18 protein-coding genes are annotated in these 21,613 nt (G+C 48.9%); 14 read left to right on the top strand and 4 right to left on the bottom strand.

The window, feature by feature from the left end:
- Window positions 1-76: 76 nt before the first annotated feature.
- The 13 genes from P6M73_RS09465 (at window position 77) to P6M73_RS09405 (ending at window position 12,342) form a co-directional block, all read left to right on the top strand.
- Window positions 77-748: a single-stranded DNA-binding protein gene (locus P6M73_RS09465; protein WP_277852811.1), complete on the top strand. Its 672-nt coding sequence runs from the start codon at window positions 77-79 to the stop codon at window positions 746-748.
- Window positions 749-880: 132 nt separating this feature from the next.
- Window positions 881-1,219, top strand: a complete 339-nt coding sequence (locus tag P6M73_RS09460) for a YflT domain-containing protein (RefSeq protein WP_277852810.1) — start codon at window positions 881-883, stop codon at window positions 1,217-1,219.
- A gap of 588 nt (window positions 1,220-1,807) precedes the next feature.
- Window positions 1,808-2,578, top strand: coding sequence for a class I SAM-dependent DNA methyltransferase (locus P6M73_RS09455; protein WP_277852809.1), 771 nt, complete (start codon window positions 1,808-1,810; stop codon window positions 2,576-2,578).
- Complete coding sequence (hslO, locus tag P6M73_RS09450; RefSeq protein ID WP_277852808.1) at window positions 2,571-3,455, top strand: Hsp33 family molecular chaperone HslO; 885 nt, start codon at window positions 2,571-2,573, stop codon at window positions 3,453-3,455. Before P6M73_RS09455 ends, hslO begins: the two co-directional genes overlap by 8 nt.
- 98 nt (window positions 3,456-3,553) lie before the next feature.
- Window positions 3,554-3,829: an HU family DNA-binding protein gene (locus tag P6M73_RS09445; RefSeq protein WP_277852807.1), complete on the top strand. Its 276-nt coding sequence runs from the start codon at window positions 3,554-3,556 to the stop codon at window positions 3,827-3,829.
- A gap of 270 nt (window positions 3,830-4,099) precedes the next feature.
- The gene (locus tag P6M73_RS09440; RefSeq protein WP_277852806.1) at window positions 4,100-4,495 is read left to right on the top strand and encodes an HNH endonuclease; all 396 of its coding nucleotides are present in this window, start codon (window positions 4,100-4,102) and stop codon (window positions 4,493-4,495) included.
- A 470-nt stretch (window positions 4,496-4,965) separates the two neighbouring features.
- Complete coding sequence (gene infC / locus P6M73_RS09435) at window positions 4,966-5,487, top strand: translation initiation factor IF-3 (protein WP_277852805.1); 522 nt, start codon at window positions 4,966-4,968, stop codon at window positions 5,485-5,487.
- Between the two features lie 24 nt (window positions 5,488-5,511).
- The gene (gene rpmI, locus P6M73_RS09430; protein ID WP_277852804.1) at window positions 5,512-5,709 is read left to right on the top strand and encodes a 50S ribosomal protein L35; all 198 of its coding nucleotides are present in this window, start codon (window positions 5,512-5,514) and stop codon (window positions 5,707-5,709) included.
- Between the two features lie 17 nt (window positions 5,710-5,726).
- Window positions 5,727-6,086, top strand: a complete 360-nt coding sequence (gene rplT, locus P6M73_RS09425) for a 50S ribosomal protein L20 (RefSeq protein ID WP_277852803.1) — start codon at window positions 5,727-5,729, stop codon at window positions 6,084-6,086.
- A gap of 133 nt (window positions 6,087-6,219) precedes the next feature.
- Window positions 6,220-9,141, top strand: a complete 2,922-nt coding sequence (locus P6M73_RS09420) for an insulinase family protein (protein WP_277852802.1) — start codon at window positions 6,220-6,222, stop codon at window positions 9,139-9,141.
- Between the two features lie 244 nt (window positions 9,142-9,385).
- Entirely contained in the window at window positions 9,386-10,756 is a 1,371-nt protein-coding gene (locus P6M73_RS09415) for a TrkH family potassium uptake protein (protein WP_277852801.1), read from the top strand.
- Window positions 10,757-10,910: 154 nt separating this feature from the next.
- Window positions 10,911-11,585: a potassium channel family protein gene (locus P6M73_RS09410; protein ID WP_277855756.1), complete on the top strand. Its 675-nt coding sequence runs from the start codon at window positions 10,911-10,913 to the stop codon at window positions 11,583-11,585.
- Window positions 11,575-12,342 carry a TrmH family RNA methyltransferase gene (locus tag P6M73_RS09405; RefSeq protein WP_277852800.1) on the top strand — a complete coding sequence of 256 codons (768 nt, stop codon included), beginning with the start codon at window positions 11,575-11,577 and terminating at the stop codon, window positions 12,340-12,342. The genes P6M73_RS09410 and P6M73_RS09405 overlap by 11 nt, the downstream gene beginning before the upstream one ends.
- Window positions 12,343-12,666: 324 nt before the next feature.
- On the opposite strand, the gene P6M73_RS09400 is transcribed toward P6M73_RS09405, so the two are convergent.
- The 3 genes from P6M73_RS09400 to P6M73_RS09390 all read right to left on the bottom strand — a co-directional run bounded on the left by P6M73_RS09400 (window position 12,667) and on the right by P6M73_RS09390 (window position 17,146).
- Window positions 12,667-13,362, bottom strand: a complete 696-nt coding sequence (locus tag P6M73_RS09400) for a rhodanese-like domain-containing protein (protein WP_277852799.1) — start codon at window positions 13,360-13,362, stop codon at window positions 12,667-12,669.
- Between the two features lie 305 nt (window positions 13,363-13,667).
- The gene (pheT, locus tag P6M73_RS09395; protein ID WP_277852798.1) at window positions 13,668-16,094 is read right to left on the bottom strand and encodes a phenylalanine--tRNA ligase subunit beta; all 2,427 of its coding nucleotides are present in this window, start codon (window positions 16,092-16,094) and stop codon (window positions 13,668-13,670) included.
- Window positions 16,095-16,105: 11 nt separating this feature from the next.
- Window positions 16,106-17,146: a phenylalanine--tRNA ligase subunit alpha gene (locus tag P6M73_RS09390; protein WP_277852797.1), complete on the bottom strand. Its 1,041-nt coding sequence runs from the start codon at window positions 17,144-17,146 to the stop codon at window positions 16,106-16,108.
- Window positions 17,147-18,159: 1,013 nt separating this feature from the next.
- Here P6M73_RS09390 and P6M73_RS09385 point away from each other — a divergent pair.
- Window positions 18,160-19,041, top strand: coding sequence for a YecA family protein (locus tag P6M73_RS09385; protein WP_277852796.1), 882 nt, complete (start codon window positions 18,160-18,162; stop codon window positions 19,039-19,041).
- 529 nt (window positions 19,042-19,570) lie between these two features.
- Here the strand turns inward: P6M73_RS09385 and P6M73_RS09380 are convergent.
- Window positions 19,571-21,253 carry a hypothetical protein gene (locus P6M73_RS09380; protein WP_277852795.1) on the bottom strand — a complete coding sequence of 561 codons (1,683 nt, stop codon included), beginning with the start codon at window positions 21,251-21,253 and terminating at the stop codon, window positions 19,571-19,573.
- Between the last annotated feature and the right edge of the window lie 360 nt (window positions 21,254-21,613).

Genomic DNA, 21,613 nt, shown 5'->3' with positions numbered 1-21,613 from the left:
ACATTTTGCTATTATTAGGAAGTATAACTGGGTCCATGCGATAGTAAAAAAAGAGATAAACATTTTGGGGGAGACCATGGAACATAAGGAAAATTGCAATTTGATCAAACTGGAAGGGACCGTCTGCAGTGAACTGGCGTTTTCGCACGAGCTGTATGACGAAAAATTCAATGTGTTCACCCTATCGGTGCAGCGCCTCAGCGATAAAACAGATGACATTCAAGTCACAATCGCTGAAAAAAGCCTGAATGGGCAAATTCTGACTCTTGGCCAGAAAATAATAGTTCAGGGCCAGCTGCGAAGCTACAACAAAATGGAAGGCGGCAGGAACAAGCTCATTCTGACAGTGTTTGCGCGGTCACTTGGAGAAGTCGCTGAAGGAACACCGGATCCAAACCACATCGAGCTGGAGGGGTATGTCTGCAAGAAGCCTGTTTTTCGGACCACTCCCTTTGGCAGGGAGATCGCAGATCTGCTGGTTGCTGTTAATCGGGCATACAAAAAATCCGATTATATTCCGGCAATCGCCTGGGGCAGAAATGCCCGGTTTGCGGAACATCTCAATGTCGGGGACAAAATTCGACTGGAAGGAAGATTCCAAAGCCGCCAATACCAGAAATGTTTCGGCACAAACGAGCGTGAAATCTGCACGGCCTATGAAGTTTCGATCGGCCGTCTGGAACATTTGGAGAAAAGTGACGAAGACACTGCCATGGACTGCGAAGAAACGATGTCTTCAATGGCCTAGCAGCAGCGGCGACCAGGCATGGACACAAAAAATTAACCAGAAATGACCGAAGGATAACGAGTCTTGCGGCAGTCTTTTCGGGCTATAATGATTGTAAATCAGTCAATGCTCAGGAGGCTGGCGAAGCGGGTTATGCTGAAGAACAAAATTGAAATATATAATAATCAGGATGAAGTGACAAAACGCATCCATGAATTGAAGCAAACAGGATACCATGACACGGACATGTATGTCATTGCCAAGGGGGAGCATCGGATCGACAATATCAAAGGCCGCCTGGAAACACTGGCGGATGAGTCGAAATCCACTGATGTGAGCTTGTGGGATAAGTTCAGGAATCTGGTTGGCGCACAGGAAGAATTTGAAAATGCGTTTACCCGCCTCGGAGTAGAGGACGACGAGATTGAAATCTTTACGAATGCGATTGAGTCTGGCAAACTGCTTCTGATCATTGCCAATGATGAACTGTAAAACAGACGCCTGATCCGATCACCCCCTGATTAAGCAGTGAACGGAACGGGAAAGATATCAAAATCATTCAGACCGTTCAGAACCTGAAGAGGGGCTGGGCCAAAAAGCAATTGAGCAAGCACTCCGGAGCAATCCCAAGGAGTGCTTGCTCAAATATTTGCAGGCCAGTGGCTGATCCGTCATGATCAAAAAAACGAAAAATTATCCGGTCGGAATGACGTCCAAGCAGTCACATTCAAGTGAATCACAACGATCCCGAAGAAAGATCCGGTGGAAGCAGTCCGATGAAATTTCTCGAAGAACCATCCAAAGGATAAATTCAGATGAATCATCTCGAGGATTCAACCGAAGGAAGCAGTCGATGAATCTTCCCGATCCATTATCCTCCAACTTATAAGCCTGGGGTGACATATTTTTGAACTTCGACGTGGTTAACAAATTACGGCACAAATACAAGGTGACATTATCACAGACCATCAACAAACATCTCCGTTAAGTCATTTCCCTGAGTGAATGAATGAGTTATAATAGGAATAGCGCTAATTTTCAATCACAATCAGCGCTGTCGAACATGGAAAGGAACTCATTATGTATCAGGATTTTTCAGCTATCTACGAAGAGAAGATCAAAGAGGATTTTGATTATCAGGCTATGGCTGATTTCATTCTGGGTCAGATGCGTCAATTTCACGTGAAGGGGAAGTACGCCCTGGATATGGGATGTGGGACTGGCAATGCCGGTTTGATGATCCTGCCCAGTCTGGAACGGATGATTCTGTGCGATCCATCTGAAGAGATGCTGACCCTGGCCAGAAATAAATACTCCGGTTCCGGGCAGGCCACTTTTTTAAAAGGGGAGGCTCCCACATTTCTGTATCCGGATCGGTTTGACCTTATTATTTCAGTTCTTGATATTCCGAATTACTTGGACTCACTGGAACTGGAGGCATTTCTGCACAACAGCTACCGGAACCTTGAACATACAGGGATTTTGATCTTTGATATCTCCAGCGTCCATAAGCTGACCAAAGCAGCAATGACCGGAGTGTTCGTCTATGATGACGAGGATTATTTTCATGTTTGGGAGAATCAGCTGGTAGGGAAAACCCTCGAGCTGACTATTAATGCGTTTATCCGGACCAGGGGAAAGAGTGCTGGACGATATGATCCACCGCTTTATCACCGGGTTACGGAAGAGCAGGTCATGCATCTGCATACAGAAGAAGAAATTGATGAAACAGCACAAAATGCCGGATTTATGATTGCCGGGAAATACGACGGTTATACAGAAAAACCCGCTTCTCCGGGTTCTGAGAGAATCGTCTATGTGCTTACAAAAGGAGTTACGATAAATGGATAAACTGATTCGAGCAACCGCCATGAATGGCATGGTACGGATAATTGCCGCGGATACGAGAGAGATAGTTGATGAAGCCAGGCGCCTTCATGAGCTCCCGGCGACCGGTACGGTCCTCCTGGGGCGCATGCTCACCGGCGGACTGATGATGGGCGCGGTCCTGAAGAATGAATCGGATCGCCTGACGGTTCAGATCAAGGGAGATGGACCATCCATGGGCTGCCTTGTCACATCAGGCATGAACCTTGAGGTTAAAGGCTATCTAGGCAATCCGGAGATGGAGCTTCCGCTGAATGAGCACGGCCGCTTTGATGTAGCCGGAGCCGTCGGCAGGGAAGGAAAATTTACGGTGATTATGGATATGGGATTAAAGGAGCCTTATGTCTCCAGTGTTCCAATCTATACCGGCGAGATTGCGGAAGATATCGCCTATTATTACACGGTATCAGAACAACTGCCTACGGCAGTGCTGCTTGGCGAAAGCCTGAATCCGGATCTGACGGTTCAGGCAGCGGGCGGACTGATGGTTCAGATGATGCCCGGACATGATCCCATGCTGGCAGATCTGATTACTTTCCGGCTGGAAGAAATTCCACCGCTGTCCAGTCTGCTGTGCGATGGAAATTCAATTCACGAAATCCTGAACATGCTCTTTGACGACATGGATTTGATCATTAATGCGGAAGCTCAGCCTCGTTATTTCTGCGATTGCTCCAGAGAGCGGGTGGAGCGAGCATTTATTTCCATCGGCTTAAGAGAACTGAAGCAGCTTCATGAAGAAGGACGAACGGAGGAACTGGTATGCCAGTTCTGTAATAAGCGTTACTTATTCTCGAAGGAGGATATTGGCAAAATTATCACTGAGATTTCAAAAAATTAGCTGATAATGTCACCATTTCGTAATCACTAAATATAAAACCAAATTTATAATTTTAATTGAGATATATATATAAAACATTTTTCGAGGGGGATTTGGTTTTGAACAGGACAGATGTAATAGCACTCATCGCTGAAGAAGAATCGATGACAAAAAAGAAAGCAGAGGAGATCGTTCGGCTGATCATCGACACGATGAAAGTCGCACTGATCGATGGAGAAAAGGTCCAAATCACAGGATTTGGCACGTTTGAGGTGAAGGACCGTGCACCACGCATTGGAAGGAACCCGAAAACGAATGAAGAAGTCAAAATTGACGCCTTCAGGAAACCTGTGTTCAGACCAAGTCAAACACTAAAAGAACGGATCAATAAGTAGAATGGCTTTGCCATTCTTCTTTCTTTTTTGTAACGTTGTAATAAACTACAAATTATAACGGTGACAAATTATAATTCGGTGATTGCAGTGATACTCAGATCCTGTCTTACTCCGGTAAGATTCACCTTTCGATTTGGATAGGACACAGACAGTACCGCACAGTAATGCACATCACCGCTCAGCACCGTTCAGCACTGCTCGCTTGGTAACAGATGTTCGAATAAGTTTCGGTTTGTGGTATAATAAAGAAAAGGAAGGAGGTTTTGCTTATTGTCACATTGTATCGTATGCGGCCAGCCAGGGGATAAGCACCATGTAATTCACAAATCAGAGGGCGGATTGGAAACACCGCTTAATTACATTTATCTATGTCCGGAACATCACCGGGGTGGGCTAGGCCCGCATCAAAATCCGGAGACAGACCTGGCATTCAAACTGGAAATGCAGAAGAACCTGGAGAGCATTTTCTCCAATCGGTATTATTCTGCCATGGAAATCCGTTCGATCAGTCAATTGAGCAATTCCAACATGAAAAAATTCATGAAGACCAACCGTCTGCACAAAGAAGGCTATGAGCGCAATGATATCATCTTCTTCCTGATGGGTGGAAACATTTACCGTCATGATTATGCCAATCCTATGTTCCTTGAACGCATTCGTCTGTAAGAGGTTAATACCCCCAGCTCTGATCTTTCATATAACTGGGAATTCACGTAATCAGCTGTTCAAAATATTTGAGTAAAAATTTCAGATAAATTTTCTCGATGGGGGAGGAATGCGTTCCTCTCTTTTTTTCGCCAGATGATTCGGCCGACGGCTGATCATCCTCTGCCATCCTATCGTTTGGATGGTTGATTCTCGCATCACCGCTAAAAATCAAGCGATTGTTGGACTCATATCCTGCAGCGGCGAAAGAATTTTGCGAAGTTCCAATATTTTCTTGACAACAGAGCTGCATTCCTTTATCATAGAAAAGTACGAAGCAGAAACTGCCGTTTCTCACCTGCCGGATATTGTTTTGTCAGGTCATGCTAAACTGGAAATCAAGTATGCGATCGTCGGTCAACCGATGAACGCATAACTGTTAGAGTTTACGAAGGACGGCGTGATGCCGTCCTTATTTATTATCCCCGGAGGTGAAAAATATAAGCAAGAATTACCCGACCAACAACGAGATCAGAGAGAAAGAAGTCAGAGTTGTGACCTACGACGGAGAACAGCTTGGAATTATGTCTTCGAAGGAAGCTCAGCGGATCGCTGATGAAAAAGAAATGGATTTAGTCATGATCGCTCCTACCGCCACTCCTCCTGTCTGTCGCATCATGGATTACGGCAAGTTTATCTATGAACAAACCAAGAAAGAAAAAGAGGCAAAAAAGAAGCAGCGCACGGTAGAGATCAAGGAAATCAGATTCTCACCAAACATTGAAGAACATGATATGACCACCAAGGCCAACAACGCACTCAAGTTCCTGAAAGACGGTGACAAGGTCAAGGTAACAATCCGATTCCGTGGGCGGGAAGCAGATCACAGCCATAAAGGCTACGATCTCATGAAAGAGTTTTTTGCCAAAGTCGAAGAATTCGGAACCATTGAAAAGCCAGCCACCATGGAAGGCAGAAATATGACAATGGTGATCACATCCAACGTAAAATAATCAATTCACAGGAGGAACCTTATCATGCCAAAAATGAAAACTCACAGAGGGGCTGCCAAGCGCTTTGGCAAAACCGGAACTGGAAAATTCAAAAGATCCAAGGCCTTCAAGAGCCATATTCTGACCAAGAAGTCAGCTAAGAGAAAGAGAAACTTAAGAAAGACAGGATATGTCTCCACTGCCCAGGAAAAAGTAATCAGAAGATTACTTCCTTACATTTAGAAGGAGGATCAAGATAAATGGCAAGAGTAAAAAGAGCGGTCAACGCAAAGAAGAATCATAGAAAAGTCCTGAAGCTTGCAAAGGGCTACTACGCCGGAAAATCCAAGCTGTTCCGTACAGCGAATGAAACCGTCATCCGGGCCCTGAGAAACGCCTATGTCGGCAGAAGACTGAAAAAGAGAGATTTCAGAAAGCTCTGGATCGCTCGTATCAACGCAGCGGCCAGATTGAACGGAATGACCTATTCCACGTTCATGAACGGACTGAAGAGAGCGGGAATCGAAATCAACCGCAAGATGCTGTCTGAGATCGCAATCCACGATCCTCAAGGATTTGCAAACCTCATTGCTCAGGCAAAGAGCGTAAGAGAAGCATAATACTTTTTTCAGAAGAGCCCATCCGGGCTTTTTCTGTTTTTTGGGAGGATTTTTTAAGTTAGACAGTTGTCGAACAAGAAGAAGTGATCGGAATATGATAAAATGTAAGCAGATTGTTTCAAAGGAGCATATTATGACCAATAATGACATTTTGCACGGTTTCCGTCGGGTGGGAGAGCAACCCTCCAAGGAAACAGGTTCGACCATTGTGTATTACGAACATGAAACCTCCGGTGCCCACCTGGTGCATCTTCAGAACGAAGATCCCCACATGGCTTTTGGCATTGGTTTCCGGACGCTGCCGGAGGATTCTACCGGTGTAGCCCATATTCTGGAGCACTCAGTGCTGTCCGGATCCCGAAAGTTCAAGACCAGGGAACCATTCATGGAACTGCTGAAAGGATCCATGAATACATTCCTGAATGCGATGACGTTTCCGGATATGACGATTTATCCCATTTCCTCCCAGAATCGCAAGGATCTGCGCAATCTGATCGATGTCTACATGGATGCTGTCCTGTTCCCCAGAATTCATGAAATGAAAGAGATCTTCCTGCAGGAAGGCTGGCATCATCATATTCTCTCACCGGATGAACCCATTACTTACAATGGCGTAGTCTACAATGAAATGAAGGGGGCGTATTCTTCCCCGGAGGCCAATGTAGCCATCCAGGTAGCACGTGCATTGAACCAGGGGACAACGTATGACCACGAATCCGGCGGGTACCCCTATGACATCCCCCGGTTAAGCTATGAGGGCCTGAAGGAATTCCATACGAAATATTATCACCCATCCAACAGCATGATTTATCTGTATGGCGACATTGACCGGGAGGATCTGCTGCGGCTTCTGGATGAAGAATACCTCTGCCATTTCCAGCGGAAGAATCCGGACTCTGACCTGGTTTTAAAAGAACAGGAGCCTGGGATCAAACGCTTTGACTTTGAGTATCCCGCCGATGAGAATCAAACGGCGAAGGAGCACTCTTACCTGTCCTATGCTGTATCCCTGGGGCACGCTGATTCGGTGGATGACTATTTTATCAATACCATTCTCAATGAGGTCCTGATCCAGTCTGAATCTTCTCCGATCAAACAAGCTCTTCTGGAAAAGGGACTGGGCGAAGATTTCATGAGCCTGTCCGGTGACACCTATTACCTTGACTTTGGACTGGCAGCGAAGCACACGGCAGATGGCCGGCTCGATGAGTTTGTCGGTGTGATCGAATCAACCCTGAAGCACATGACGGAGCAGGGGATTGATGAGAAATTGCTGCTGGCCGCTTTGAACCGGACGGAATTCAAGCTGCGGGAAGCCCGCGGAACCCTGAAAGGCATCATCTACTTCATCAATGTCATGAGTGCATGGCGCTATGGCAATGATGCAGCCAGCTACCTCAACTTCGATGATGTGTTTGCCCGGATGCGTCTTGGCATGAAAGAAGGATTGTTTGAACGCATCATCCAGGAGCGGATTCTCAACAATCCGGTGAAGATCCTGGCGATCCATCGTCCCAAAGCGAACCTGTTCGGCGAACTGGACCGCAAGGTGGAAGAAGAGCTGGCTGAGCTCAAGGCGGGCCTGTCCCAGGAAGCATTGGCAGATCTGATTGCGGAAAATGAGAAGCTGCTGAAATTCCAGACAACGGAGGATTCCAAGGAAGACAAGGCAACGATCCCTCATCTTGACCTGTCAGACATCGACCGACACATCCCCCATATCGAGGAGGAGAGTGTCCGTCTGGGCAATGCCGATCTGCTGTTCCATCCCTGGAACTCATCGGATATCAGTTATCTGACCGCTGCGTTCTCCATGGCACCCCTGGAACGGGAAGACATTGTCTGGGCCGGCTATCTGGCTGCTGTGCTGGGAATCATCGGAACTGACAAATATACGTACTCTGAACTCAATAATGAAATCAACATCTATACCTCAGGACTGCATTTCTCTCCCAGCGTATTTAAAAAACTGAGCGGTCCGGATGAATACGAAGCACGATTCAATGTCTACAGCTCCGCAATGGGTGACTACTACCCCAAGATGTTTGAATTCCTGGATGAAGTCCTTTTCCGGACGGGCTTTTCCGATAATAAGCGCCTGAAGGAAATTTTCCTGATGCTGCGGTCCAATTTGGAGTCCAGCTTCGACTTCCAGGGTCATACCATCGTCATGCAGCGCGTTGCCTCATTCTTCAATCAGGCATCCCGCTATCTGGAAGAACTCTCGGGCATTGATTTTTACGATCACCTGAATCTTCTGCTGAAGGACTTTGACGGCAACTCGGATCTGATCCAGACGAATCTTCGCCGCGTCGCCAAGGGCCTGTTCGGTTCTCAGGACCTGGTGCTGAGTCTGACGGGAGAACCGGAACGCAAGTCAGAACTGATGGATGCAGCTGCCGACTTTATCCGGAGACTGCCCCAGGGAAGTGCCCGGCCAGCGGTGCCGCTTGTCTTTGAACTGGGACATCGCAAGGAAGGACTGACCTCCGCCTCCGGAGTGCAGTATGCGGCGAAGGGGTACAATCTGAAAAAGCTTGGTTTTGAGTATACGGGAGAAATGGTTGTTCTGGCGTCGATTCTATCAATGGATTATCTCCACAACGCGATCCGTGCCCGCGGCGGGGCTTACGGAGCCGGAATTTCCATCGATCCGTTCGGCAATGCCGTTACGTATTCCTATCGGGATCCCAATCTGAGAAATACGGTCAATGTTTATGACGGAATGAGTGATTTCCTGCGCAATTTCGCACTGGATGAGGATGATGTCAAAAACTACATCATCGGTACCATGCCGCGGTTTAATCCGCCCTTGACCGCCTCGGACATCAACACTCTGGTACTGGCTCGGCGATTTTCCGGTTCATCAGAAGCGGAAATCGAGAAGCGGATGAGCCAGGCCATTGATACGAGAAAAGACAGCATCATGGCCAAAGCCCAGCTGATGGATCAGCTGATGAAGCAGGATTATCTGTGCGTACTGGGAAGCCAGGACAAGATTAACCAGGAAAAAGATCTGTTCAGCGTGATTCGCCCCATCAAGATCAACCAGTAGCAGCAAGCGTGCCAGTACCAGTTCGATCATGGCTTGGAATGACGCTGTTCCAGGGAATGGCAAATAACGTAAAATTTACATTCAATCTTTAGGGGAACAGTTGAACTTCTGACAAAGTCGGAGTATCCTTTGTTAAGAGATGAATCAGAACTAAAAAACGAAAACCAGTCTGGCCCTTTGGACCGCTGCCTCGCGGCAGCGGTCTATTGAACGGCGCGGATTGGACTTGAATTGAGGAATCACTATGACTTTACCAAAGAAAGTTTCATTGCCAAAAATGCTGAAAATAGAAATGAATCCAGTCCGGGTCCTGGCTATGGGATTCGCCCTGGTCATTCTGCTGGGGGGACTGCTGCTCATGCTGCCCATTTCCAGCCAGGCTGGAACAGTGACACCATTTATTGACTCCCTGTTTATATCCACCAGCGCGGTTTGCGTAACCGGTCTGGTTACAGTGGATACAGGAACCCACTGGACCTATTTTGGAAAAACCGTGATCATCAGCCTGATACAGATCGGCGGGCTGGGTTTTATGACCTTTGCCACATTAACTGCTGTCTTCATGGGCAAAAAACTGGGACTCAAGGAGCGCCTGCTGATGCAGGAAGCGTACAACGCCATGAACCTGCAGGGAATCATTAAGATGGTCCGGTATGTGGTTGGATTCACGTTTGGTGTCGAGCTGGCGGGAGCACTGATACTGATGACGCAGTTCATTCCCATGGTCGGTTGGGCAGAGGGGATCTATTACGGCATATTCCATTCAATTTCTGCCTTCTGCAACGCCGGTTTCGATCTGATGGGGAACTTTGCCTCACTGACTGGTGTCAATACCAACAAGATCATCCTGACAACGATCATGACCCTCATCGCGGTGTCCGGTCTTGGATTCTCAGTCTGGATGGAAATCTGGAACTTCAAGTCCATTACTCGGTTGTCACTCCACGCCAAGCTTGTCCTATCGACAACGCTGTTCCTGATTTTCGGCGGGGCATTGCTGTTCTTTATCTTTGAATATTCCAATTCAGCTACCATGGGTTCCATGAGCTTTCTTGATAAAGTGACCAATTCCATGTTTGCGTCGATTACCCCGAGGACAGCTGGTTTCAATGCAATTTCCATCCCGGATATGTCCATGGCATCCCGTCTGCTGACCATCATTCTGATGTTTATCGGCGGATCTCCCGGATCCACGGCCGGTGGTATCAAAACAACCGCCATCAGTATTCTGTTCCTGACCGTGCTTTGCGTCCTCAAGGGCCGCCATGACCCGGAAGCCTTTGGCCGCCGGATTGATAAGGACAGTGTGTTCAAAGCCTTTGCCGTGGTAGTCATTGGCTTGGGTATTGTATTCGGCGTGACGCTGGTCATGAGCTTTTTTGAGTCCGCTCAGGGAACGTCGATGGAAGCGCTGATCTTCGAAGCCACATCCGCGTTTGCTACGGTCGGGCTGAGCGAGGGGATTACTCCCGATGTTCAATTTACCTCCAAAGCAGCTCTGATTGCCGGAATGTACTTTGGACGGGTCGGCCCCATCACAGTCCTCCTGGCACTATCCCGGCAGAAGACGCCGGCTCAGATCGCTTACCCGGAAGGGAAGATTCTGATCGGGTAAGAGTACTCAGGCAGAGCATCGTGTGTCCCGGACAGACATGAAACGGGAGATATGAAACGGGAGATATTGAAGGAAAGTATAACAGATCACACAACCCACTCGGGGATCGAGAAAAGCAACCCGCCATCATGCGGGATGAGAAAGGTGTTAAAGAATTATGGCAAAGCAATTTATCGTCGTCGGATTGGGCCGTTTTGGCATTTCCGTAGCAGAAACGCTCTCAGAACTGGGACATGATGTCCTGGCCATCGACAAGGATGAAAATGTCATTCAGGATATTGCCGATAAAGTGACCCATGCGGTCCAGCTGGACGCAACGGATGAATATGCCCTGCGCACGTTGGGAGTCCGTAATTTTGACGTTGCCGTCGTCACGATTGGTTCCAATATCCAGGCATCCATTATGATTACCTTGCTGCTTAAGGAAGCGGGCGTAAAATACGTCATATGCAAAGGCCAGTCAGAACTCCATAAGAAGGTTCTTTTGAAAATCGGGGCAGACCGGGTCGTGCTTCCGGAGAAGGATATGGGTTACCGGGTTGCCCACAATCTGGTTTCATCCAACCTGGTGGACCTGATTGAACTGTCCGATGATTACCAGATCATTGAGATGAATGCACCAGACAGCTGGATTGGCAGAACCATTAAGGATCTGGATGTTCGGGCAAACTATGGCATTACGGTTTTGGCTCTGCGCAGCAAAACGGATGATATTAATATTTCTCCGACAGCGGATGTGGTCATCCCGCCGGAATCTGTCATTATTGCGGTCGGAACCAATGAAGACCTGCTTCATCTGGAGCACACGGTTCTGGCCGATGAAGACTAACATTACAAGCCTTCAGAATCCCAGACTGAGAGAGCTGCGAAAGCTCAAGGAGCGAAAATACCGGGAGCGGACGGGTACATTTCTGATTGAAGGACAGCGGTTTCTTAAGGAAGCGCTGCGCCAGCAGGTTGAAATTGACTGCGTTATCGTTCAGGATGAAATACTGCTGGAGGGACTGGATCTCAAGTCGGAGTGTGAGATCCTGATCGTTCCGCCGGACCTGATGAAGGACCTGGCAGGCACGGTGACGCCCCAGGGGATCCTCGCTCAGACCCGAATTCCCGCTCCATCCTCAGACGCATTTGAGAAAACCAGCGGCCTGTGGCTGTATCTGGACGAGATTCGAGATCCGGGGAATCTTGGCACGATTATCCGAACTGCTCATGCGTTCGGCCTGGATGGTCTGATTCTGTCCAAGGGCTGTGCGGACCCTTATCAGGAAAAAGTATTGCGCAGCACCATGGGCAGCATCTTTCAGGTGCCCCTCATGCTGAATCAGGATACAGCATGGCTGAATCAGCGCCTGACCCAGGGAGCGACGCTCTATCTGGCTGACTTTCAGGATGCGGTTGAACTTCCGGCGGTAGATCCATCCGGCGCCAGCATTGTGGTTATTGGAAATGAGGCTCATGGCGTCAGCGACACCATTCGCGCGCTGCCTCACGTTACCATCCGAATTCCCATGCCTGGCGGCGCTGAGAGCCTGAACGCGGCGGTGGCTGCTGCTCTGATGATGTATGATCTGAAAATCCGCTGAACCGGATCGAGGGATGGATGAACCCTCCCGGAGTCATCGGGTTAAAACCGTTTTGGCATCACTGGTAGTCATTGATCGATCGGACATTCATAAGAACATGAATCAAACCGGAAGCAATGACCCAATAATAAGATGCCATGAATCATAACAGAAGTAAGATCCAAAACAGAAATATGATACATCAAAACAGCCTGGACCCTCATTTCGACGATCCAGGCTGTTTTGATGTTTATCTGTCCGATACTTGGAGTCCTTTGGCATTCCCGTCACTCGGCAATTGTTTTTGAATTTCTGTCATTTTTCAGTCATGATACCGCGTGTGACTTACTTAACCAGATCACCGGTGAACGAGTTGACTCCTCCCAGGTCGAAAACCACCGCATACTGCAGTTTCTTGAGCTGCTTGGCGGCAGTAGCCGAACGATTGCCGCTCCGGCAATAGAGGAGAATGGTCTTGTTCTTGTCTGGTACCTGGGAAGCAATGACTTTCTGGATGTCGTTGAGTGGGATATTAAGGGCTCCGGCCAGATGGCCTTCGGCAAATTCCTGAGGTGTCCGCACATCGATGAGCACAGCCGCGTCGCCCAGATGCATCTGAAGATTTGGACCAAGATTAATAGGGGCTATTATGGTTGATGAGTTTTCTTTGATCAAGCGGCTGGAGATTGCTGTTGCCTGGGGCGGATAGGATTCCCGGATGGCATCCTGAATCGTGAACTCCACCAGTGCACCCGGTTTGTAGGACGGAGATCCAGCTGGCAGCTGGATACTCAGCATGTCATTGGTCAGGCGGTACAGCGCGGGGGCTTCCGTCACAAATACGGTGCCATTTGTCAGGATGACGCCCTGGATCGTAATGGTATTCTGTCCGCCGGCCGGCGCTGTCGTGCCGGCGGGCTGTGAGCTGACAGTCGTTGACGGAGTGGGTTGAGCACAGGCGGTCAAACCAAAGGATGTGAGCAGCAGGATCGACAGGAATCGAACCGCTGGATGACTCAGGCGATTGATTTTTTTTAACATAGTTGTTGTCTCCTTGTTGCATCGCAGGTTATTGATTGTTAGCAGGAATGGAATCTTATGATGGATTGGATGGCACATTCCTGACCAGCGGAGTTCTTCCGGATCCGTTGCCGTGCCATTGACTCTATTTTATACCAGAGTGAAGGATCTTCAAGCTTATTTTGGTTACAAAAACAGCGATGCCGTTTAAGGCACCGCTGTTTGACTTTCGAAATATTCTTGACACCCGGAGGAATTTCAGACAGAACATTGCTGCTGGAAAGACCTCGAATAAGCGAAGGCCTGGTTCAGTACAGATAATGGGATTACTTATCCCGGATCTCGGCACCCGCTGCAGTCCGCAGCGTGCTGATGATCTGGTTCATCATGGTTTCAATGTCGGAGGCAGACAGCGTTTTCTCGTCCGATCCGATCCACAGGCGCAGGGTCAGAGACTTTTTCCCTTCAGGAATTTGCGTGCCGCGGTATTCTTCAATGAACTTCAGATCCCGAACCTGATCCTTGATCGCCTGTTCAATCTGATGCCAGGTGACCTGCTCATCGAGAAGCATGGAGAGATCCTGTTCAACCAGCGGGTAGGTCGGCAGATGACGGAACATGTTGTCGCGAGAAGGATAGGGGATCATGACATCAAAGTTCAATTCGGCCAAAGCAGCGTATACCCGTTTAATTCCGGCTGCCTGGGCTGATTTCATGGAAAGAAGTCCCATGGAGCCCATGGTCTGGCCGGCACAGGTCAGATTGAGCCAGGCTTTGCGATCGGCCCAGGCAGGCTGATCTTCCCGGTTGAAGGACAGCGGGAATGCCATGGCAACCCGGGGCAGACTTTCAAGGATGCCTTTCAGTTCGCGGAAGAGCCGTTCCGGATCATCTCCGACCAGAGCAATGCCCAGATGCTTTTCATGCACCGGCAGAACCTCTGAGGGATCCGACGGACTGAATGTCTTGTCCTTGCGGAAGATCTGAGTCATTTCGAAAATTTTGAAGGACTCAAAGTAGCGGCTGTTTTTTTCGATGGCTTCCAGAAGCCCGGGAATCAGAGAGTTCCGGATGCCCGCGGTTTCCGGTGAGGGCGGTGCTGACAGCCGGAGCAAGTCCGACGGTTCTTCTCCGGCTGCCCGGACATAGCTTTCATCAATCCAGGGGTAGGTAAAAACTTCCTGCAGACCGCAGCGGAAAGCCAGGTATTCCCGGGTCTGACGCTCCAGATCCGGCTTCTTCTGGTTGACCGGCCCATCCAGAGAGATGGTGGGCGGGGTAAACTCAAAGTTCTCATATCCGATCATCCGGGCCACTTCTTCCAGAACATCATCCCGCAGGCTGACATCGCCGGTTGCTCTCCAGTGTGGGACCAGAACCCGGAAGGATTCTCCGGCATCTTCAACGCTGAAGCCGAGAGGAGCCAGGGTGGCGCTCATCTGCGCTGTAGAAATATCCTGACCCAGGCGGGTATTCAGGAAGGATTTTTCAACAGTGATGACCGGAGCTTCGGTGGGATTAGGGTATTCATCATGGTAGGCCACGATTCGGGCATCAGGCAGCGTCTGGCCAAGAATAGACTGGAATACGCCCAGGGCTTCATCGACCCGCTGGGTGTTGATGGCTTTTTCGAAGCGCATGGAAGCTTCCGTCCGAAGTCCGTGAATCTGGGTAGTTTTGCGGATTCCGGTGGGTTCAAAGGAGGCGACTTCGAGAATCATTTCGGTAGTCTGGGGCAAGATGGAATCGTTCAGTCCGCCCATGATTCCGGCCAGCCCCAGAGGATCTTTGGAATCGCAGATCAAAAGATCGTGTTCCTTCAGATCCAGGATCCGCCCGTCCAGCAGTTCTAAGGTTTCGCCGGGGCGAGCCGCGCGCACCTGAATTCCTTCCTTGACATGGGAATAGTCAAAGCCGTGGGTGGGCTGTCCGGTGGCCAGCATGACGTAGTTGGTCATGTCAACGATGTTGTTGATGGGACGCATTCCCACCTTCCAGAGCTTGAGCTGGAGCTCCCAGGGAGAGGGGGCGACTTCCAGATTCGTGATGTGGGTCGCGCTGTAGCGCATGCAGCGGCTGGGATCTTCGATCACAACAGGGAAGGAAGGAATTCCTTCGGACGGGGCAAACCGGGGGAGAGTCTTGAGGGGCATCTGGTAAATGGAAGCCAGCTCACGGGCCAGACCATAGTGACCCCACAGATCAGGCCGGTTGGTCATGGACTTGTTATCAATTTCCAGGATGATGTCATCCAAACCCAGAACGTCAGCAATGGGCTGTCCCGGAACCGCGTCAAAGGCAGTAATGTCCATGATTTCAGTTTCAGCTTTGGGGGGGAGCAGTTCTTCCAGTCGGCCGACTTCTGAAGCACCGCAGATCATGCCGAAGGATTCCTCACCGCGCAGCTGGCTGTTCTGAATGGCGACCGGTTCGCCTTCGCCATGCCAGCGCACGAAGGAGCCAGGCAGGGCTGCGACGACCATCTGGCCGGGGGCAAGGTTTGAACCGCCGCAGACAATCTGCACCGGCTCCCCGCGCCCGATGTCAGTCAGAACCAGACGCAGCCGGTCAGCCTGCGGGTGAGGCTTGACATCCAGAATTTTTCCGGCCACGATGTGGTCCAGGCCGTCGGCCGGATTATAGGTGCCCTCCACTTCCACGGTCCGCATGGTGAGGTCGTAGGAGAGTTTCTCCATGGTCAGGTCAGCCGGCAGATCGACATATTCCCGGATCCAGTTTAATGATACTAACATATTGATTCCTCCTACTTGAATTGAGTCAGAAAGCGAAGATCAGCCGAATGGAACAGGCGGACGTCGTCAACGCCGTAACGCATCATGACGAGCCGGTCCAGACCGATATTAATATAGAATCCGGTCCACTCCGTGGGATCCAGTCCGGCACTGCGCAGTACATTGGGGTGGGGCACGCCGCCCGGCATGACTTCGATCCAGCCTACGTTCTTGCAGACCCGGCAGCCGCTTCCGCCGCAAACCAGGCATTTCATGTCAATTTCAAAGCCGGGCTCTACGAAGGGGAAGAATCCAGCCCGCATGCGGACATCAACTTCCTGGCCGAAGACTTTCTCCAAAATGGTTTTTACCAGCAGTTTTCCAGAGGCGAAGGAGAAGTCGCGATCCACGATCAGGGCTTCGTACTGGAAGAAGGCCCGTTCATGCCGCGCATCCGTATTTTCGTTGCGATAAACACGGCCGGGATAGACAAACCGGGCCGGCGCGCCGTGTTCCCGGAGATGACGTACCGAACCTCCGGTCAGATGCGGCCGCAGACACAAGCGCTGTTCCGCTTCTTTATCCTCTGTCCCTTCCAGCCAGAAGGTATCCATGGATTCACGGGCAGGGTGGGAGGGCGGGAAGTTCATGTGGTCAAAGGCAAATTTCTCACTGGTAATTTCCACTTCCTCATATACATGGAATCCCAGGGACCGGAACGCATCATTGAGGTCATAGCACATCTGGGTGATCGGGTGCAGTCCGCCCAGAACCGGCGCAATGCCCGGAAGCGTCAGGTCAAGCTCGTGCTCCATTACGGATCCCTGCGCGATGATTTCTTCTTCCCGGTTGGCAATCGCATCGCTCAATGCCGTTTTCACGACGTTTGCCGCCTGACCGACCGTTTTCTTTTCTTCCGGGGATAATTTCCCCAGTTCTTTCAGAATCCCCGTCAGGGAGCCTTTCTTGCCTAATACCGACTGACGCACCAGATTCAGCTCATCCACATTGGCGGCCTGAGTGATCTTTTGCAGTGCTTCCACTTTTAACTGTTCTAATTTTTCCAGCATCATTTTTCCTCCGTTTCAAAATTAAAAATCCCATGGAATAATCCATGGGACGAAGTTTCGCGGTACCACCCTGGTTGCAGAACTTTTCTGCCACTCATTCCCTTTTCACGGCGGGTTCCCGTCACAGACTACATATCACCTGTGCCACTGTTGGGATGAACTTCAATCAGCTCGATGCCTGGCAGGCTTTCAGCCCCTGACCTGCCTTCTCTGTCCGGCTCTTCTGCGGATCTACTCTTCCCATTCAAACGTGTTTACCTATCTATCATAAAGAAAAGGGTGAATTAAGTCAACGGAAAACAATAAGGTGGATGAATCGGTCGGATGAAGTGAAAAAGTTCAGTTCTTCCAACAGAGATATCAATGAATGGAACGGTGGAGGAAGATAGGGACAGCTGTTGAAAATCAGGAATACCATCTGATCAGGTGCGAATGAGTATATAATCGAATGAACTCTCGAATTGAGGCGAGACAACTCAGCAATACTTAATTTATCTGGTTTTATCCTCCGGATCACAAATCCAGCCAGGGTTTTCCTGTTCTGTGCAGATTACTTGGCGGACTTCTTACGGGTGAAATGAGGCTGTTGACTGATTATTCGGCGGTGAAATTATCGCGACCCGCCAAGTTAGCGAAATCGGTACAATCATTCTTCTCACAGCAGAATTGCGATTTAAAGGATCCATTCCTACTGACAATTAGTTCGATAATCTGGGAAATGTAAATTGTGGATTCCGGTATGGCAGAAGCCGGAGAGGAGCGATGACGATAGCAGAGCCGTGGATTCGGGAGATTGTAATAGTCTTTAAAATCCGTGTATAATTCATACAAAGACTATATCGCGCCTGGATTTATGATTTCGCAAAGATGATTTTTCATCATGCTGAGAAGCTTGTGAATCATATAATGAATTATCCGTCTGTGTTGCCGGAACAGCGATGTTTTTTCAATCGGTCAATCATGCCAAGGTTGTGATTGTGCTGCTTGTATCAACAAATTTGAGGAGGACAAGATAAATGCCTGAAAGTCTAATCCCATTTTCCAGACTATTAAACGACGGGGAAAAGGTTGATTTTATTTCCATTAAATTCGCCGAATATAGCCCCATAATTACAGTTCAAGAGGAATACTGCGTGAATCCTGGCTGCAGTTGTACGGATGTGGTTCTCCGATTTTTTGAAATGTCTGACGAAGGAAAGCCCATTAATGAGTTGTTTTTATTAAGGTTGGACATGAGTACCTGGAAAGTTACTGGGAAGACAATTCTCAACAAAACGATAAAAGCTGAACAAATGATTCAGGAATTTGAAGCTGACATTGACCAACTGAAGTCCAAGTTGCTGTCACATTATGTGCGAGCTAAAGAATATGGAAAAAAGAATTATTTAGATTACATTTCTGGCAATACGATAAAGATGATCCTGGATGGAGATATGGTAACATACGCTGAGATTTTTGGCGGTTTAGACTATGATAATTTTAAATTTGCATGGAATGAAACGGAGAAGTGGACTTTTGATGACCAGTATTGTTCCAATCCAAAATGTCTTTGCAATGAGGTCGTGCTGTCATTCTATAAAATTAATTTATCTAAGCAAACACAGGAGCCAGAGTTTGCTGTCAGAATGAATTTAAAAAATTTCAAATATAATGTTGAGTATAATAATAATGAACAAAATCAGATTTCTGAGATCATTTCATTCCTAAAGGGGAATAAGCCAGAGGTCATTAAGGCTTTACGGAGTAGATACAATGAGGTTAAGCGTGCTTCAAAAGAAATAATTAAGAAATCAGCCTCGAAAGAAAAAGAAGAAGCGCTGCCTAATGTAAAAATTGGGCGAAATGATCCCTGCCCATGCGGAAGCGGTAAGAAATATAAAAAATGCTGCGGAAAATGAAAATAAGGGAAAAACTGACTTATTCAGTTTCTTCGTGATGAAACCACATGCCTGGGGCACTTTCAATATAAATTTTTGCTGGGTTTGGCTAGGGAACTGCAGTCGTCAGAGAGTGTGAAACGGCATGTCACCGCCAGTACACCGAGAGAGGAGAGTTCCCAACTCGAGACTAGCATCCCTTGGGAAGACCGGGTCGAGCTAATACGCTGCCAGGATTTTCAGGCACATGCGACGGATCGACGTGCGAGACTTTTTTTCTTTGAAACATAACAAGCATCAAACGACTTGACTGGATATTAATCAAACGTTTGATGCTTGTTCTTTGTTTCATTCAACTAACAATCTTTGTCTTGGGAATGCGAATTCTTGCGGTTTTATAAAGAATGTGCTCCCAATAAGTCGTTATCGCTCAGAGCGAGGTGATAATGAATCGTAACAGCATTTATGTGGGTTTACGAGCTGATAGCGAGGAAATGACAAACCGGGAAACATAAACCTCAAAAACCAGGGGCTGCTTATGGTTGATGTCTTAGGATTCAGGTGGCGAAGGAGCCTGTTCAGTCAATGGGTGATCATCATCCTCGGGATGGAGCACTTCATCGACAATAAGGGTTTCAAAGGTTCCTCCGGCCGGAGTGACCAGTTCGAGAAATTTCAGGGCTTCGATGTCCAGCCAGGCCTTGCTGATTCGGAAGGTCTTCTGTACTTCGATGGCATGGCTGAATTTTTCGGCTAACCCATGATCCCTGACGTGGGCTGTATTGTCCACATAGATTGCCTGATCAAAGGACTGCTCCGAGGCAATGGATCGAAGGTGACGTAAGAAGGCCAGCGCCGGTTCCTGTTCGGCAAAAGCTGCGCTGAAAATAACGGGCTTGGGATCGGTCAGATCCTCTCCGGCTTCCTCCAGGTCGAACAGTACCATTTCATTGATCAGTCGTACCTTCGTGCGATCGGATGGCATCAGTTCATGGAACGCGCTCCAATCCGTGTCATCGAGGGTCTGGAACTGTACGCTGCCCGACAAGTGTCGCTTCAGCCAACGTTGCAGTTGATGGACCTGCGCCTCTGTTTTGCAGTAGAGCAGGATAGTAAGTGTTTTTTGGGCCGGATCCTGCCGGCTGCCGGCCAGAAGAATGGCATGGTTATTCGAGAACAGAGCCAGGCGGTGATGCAGCGGTTCAGGATCAGCCGCTGACTCCAGATCTGACAAAGTCACCCGGCAGAGGCGTTGGTAGTGTTTGATCGGGAAGGTATCCTGGAGAAACGGATCCACCCGATGAATGGTGCCATTCTGCTCAAAGCGCATGAGTGATCCATGGCGCCGGACACTGTACTGACGCAAAAGCAGAACTACGGAGCTGAAAAAAATGCCAGCCAGCAGAACAATAATCACAAACAGAGGCAATGAACTCTGCCAGGTACGAATCAGAAGCTCAACGATCCCGTACAGGATACCCAGCAGAAGAATACATAAACTCAGGATCAGCAGGCTTTTCAGATAACCCTGATCGAGCAGGAAGATACTGCTGAAAAGCAAGCAAAATCCGATGCCAACGATCCAGACTGCCTGATAGGCATGGCCCGGGAACGGTGAATCGGTTCGAATTCCGCCGAAGATGATCAGACCGACAGAAAGAAGCATTGTCAGACTGGCGATGAAAATCCGCAGGATGCGAGCCGAGCCGGTCAGCTCAAGCAGATTACCCGGCTGGTTCACGGTGTAAGTCATGGCTTTATATTTTTGATGGGTCTCATAATCAACGCCGCAAATTGGGCGGGTTTTCATGCCCTCCTGGTTCCTTCGGATTTCTTCCAACGCGATGGGCGTCTCCCCGGTTAACCGGTGGGTAATCCATCGATCTGCAGCCGGGGGAAGAAACAGCATCAGTGGAATAAATACGATATTGGTGATGGTCGTTGAAGCGCTGTCACCTAGAAAGGTGGGAAGAAGGTGATTTAAGTCAAGCACTAGCGAAAACCCGATGCCAAGCAGCAGCAGAACCCAGTAGAGGAGCCAGCGGATCCCCTTGGCCAGACCGAATATTCGATAGATCAGCGCAATCATCACGGTGCCTGTTCCCAAAAACAGAAGAGCTCCACGGATCAGGGTGTCATCGGTAAAGTGCCAGCCGGATCCCGCCAGTGCGAGGGAACTAAGGATCAGGAGCAGTGCCCAGGGCGTTCTTTTCTGTTCAAGTTTTTGTAGCATATATCAATTACCTTTCAAGCGTGTTGCGGTCGAAATTCAGATACCTGCACCCAGCAGGCGGAAGACCTGGGGGAGAGATCCGTCACTTTGGAAATCCAAATAAGATCAGACGGTGTTATTTAGGCCGGGAGTGGAAGTTCAAAGAAACCGGAAGTCCATGTGGTACTCCTTTTAGAATAATTGAAGCCTTTGTGGTTTACAAGGCGAATCACCGAAGAAAGCTTAGGAATCACCAAATCAGCTCGCGGGGAGAGCTTTGGGATCACCAAATCAGCTCGTGGAGAAAGCTTAGGGATCATTAAGGTGAAGTGATGAAGGGGGTCTTTAAATTTCGCTGATTCCTGATCCTTGGGTGCGGAC

It is taken from the genome of Anaerococcoides asporogena (assembly GCF_029590275.1).
Lineage (GTDB): Bacteria > Bacillota > Clostridia > Clostridiales > Clostridiaceae > JG1575.
The sequence above is the reverse complement of the archived record's forward strand: the minus strand, read 5'-3'. Positions and strand labels throughout refer to the sequence as shown.

What these genes read in the sequence shown, in the direction of transcription:
- rplT (WP_277852803.1), top strand. Translation starts at nt 5,727, where the DNA reads ATGGCAAGAGTAAAAAGAGCGGTCAACGCAAAGAAGAATCATAGAAAA.
- P6M73_RS09460 (WP_277852810.1), top strand. Translation starts at nt 881, where the DNA reads ATGCTGAAGAACAAAATTGAAATATATAATAATCAGGATGAAGTGACA.
- rpmI (WP_277852804.1), top strand. Translation starts at nt 5,512, where the DNA reads ATGCCAAAAATGAAAACTCACAGAGGGGCTGCCAAGCGCTTTGGCAAA.
- pheT (WP_277852798.1), bottom strand. Translation starts at nt 16,094, where the DNA reads ATGTTAGTATCATTAAACTGGATCCGGGAATATGTCGATCTGCCGGCT.
- P6M73_RS09455 (WP_277852809.1), top strand. Translation starts at nt 1,808, where the DNA reads ATGTATCAGGATTTTTCAGCTATCTACGAAGAGAAGATCAAAGAGGAT.
- P6M73_RS09380 (WP_277852795.1), bottom strand. Translation starts at nt 21,253, where the DNA reads ATGCTACAAAAACTTGAACAGAAAAGAACGCCCTGGGCACTGCTCCTG.
- P6M73_RS09405 (WP_277852800.1), top strand. Translation starts at nt 11,575, where the DNA reads ATGAAGACTAACATTACAAGCCTTCAGAATCCCAGACTGAGAGAGCTG.
- P6M73_RS09385 (WP_277852796.1), top strand. Translation starts at nt 18,160, where the DNA reads ATGCCTGAAAGTCTAATCCCATTTTCCAGACTATTAAACGACGGGGAA.
- P6M73_RS09420 (WP_277852802.1), top strand. Translation starts at nt 6,220, where the DNA reads ATGACCAATAATGACATTTTGCACGGTTTCCGTCGGGTGGGAGAGCAA.
- hslO (WP_277852808.1), top strand. Translation starts at nt 2,571, where the DNA reads ATGGATAAACTGATTCGAGCAACCGCCATGAATGGCATGGTACGGATA.
- P6M73_RS09400 (WP_277852799.1), bottom strand. Translation starts at nt 13,362, where the DNA reads ATGTTAAAAAAAATCAATCGCCTGAGTCATCCAGCGGTTCGATTCCTG.
- P6M73_RS09390 (WP_277852797.1), bottom strand. Translation starts at nt 17,146, where the DNA reads ATGATGCTGGAAAAATTAGAACAGTTAAAAGTGGAAGCACTGCAAAAG.
- P6M73_RS09465 (WP_277852811.1), top strand. Translation starts at nt 77, where the DNA reads ATGGAACATAAGGAAAATTGCAATTTGATCAAACTGGAAGGGACCGTC.
- P6M73_RS09415 (WP_277852801.1), top strand. Translation starts at nt 9,386, where the DNA reads ATGACTTTACCAAAGAAAGTTTCATTGCCAAAAATGCTGAAAATAGAA.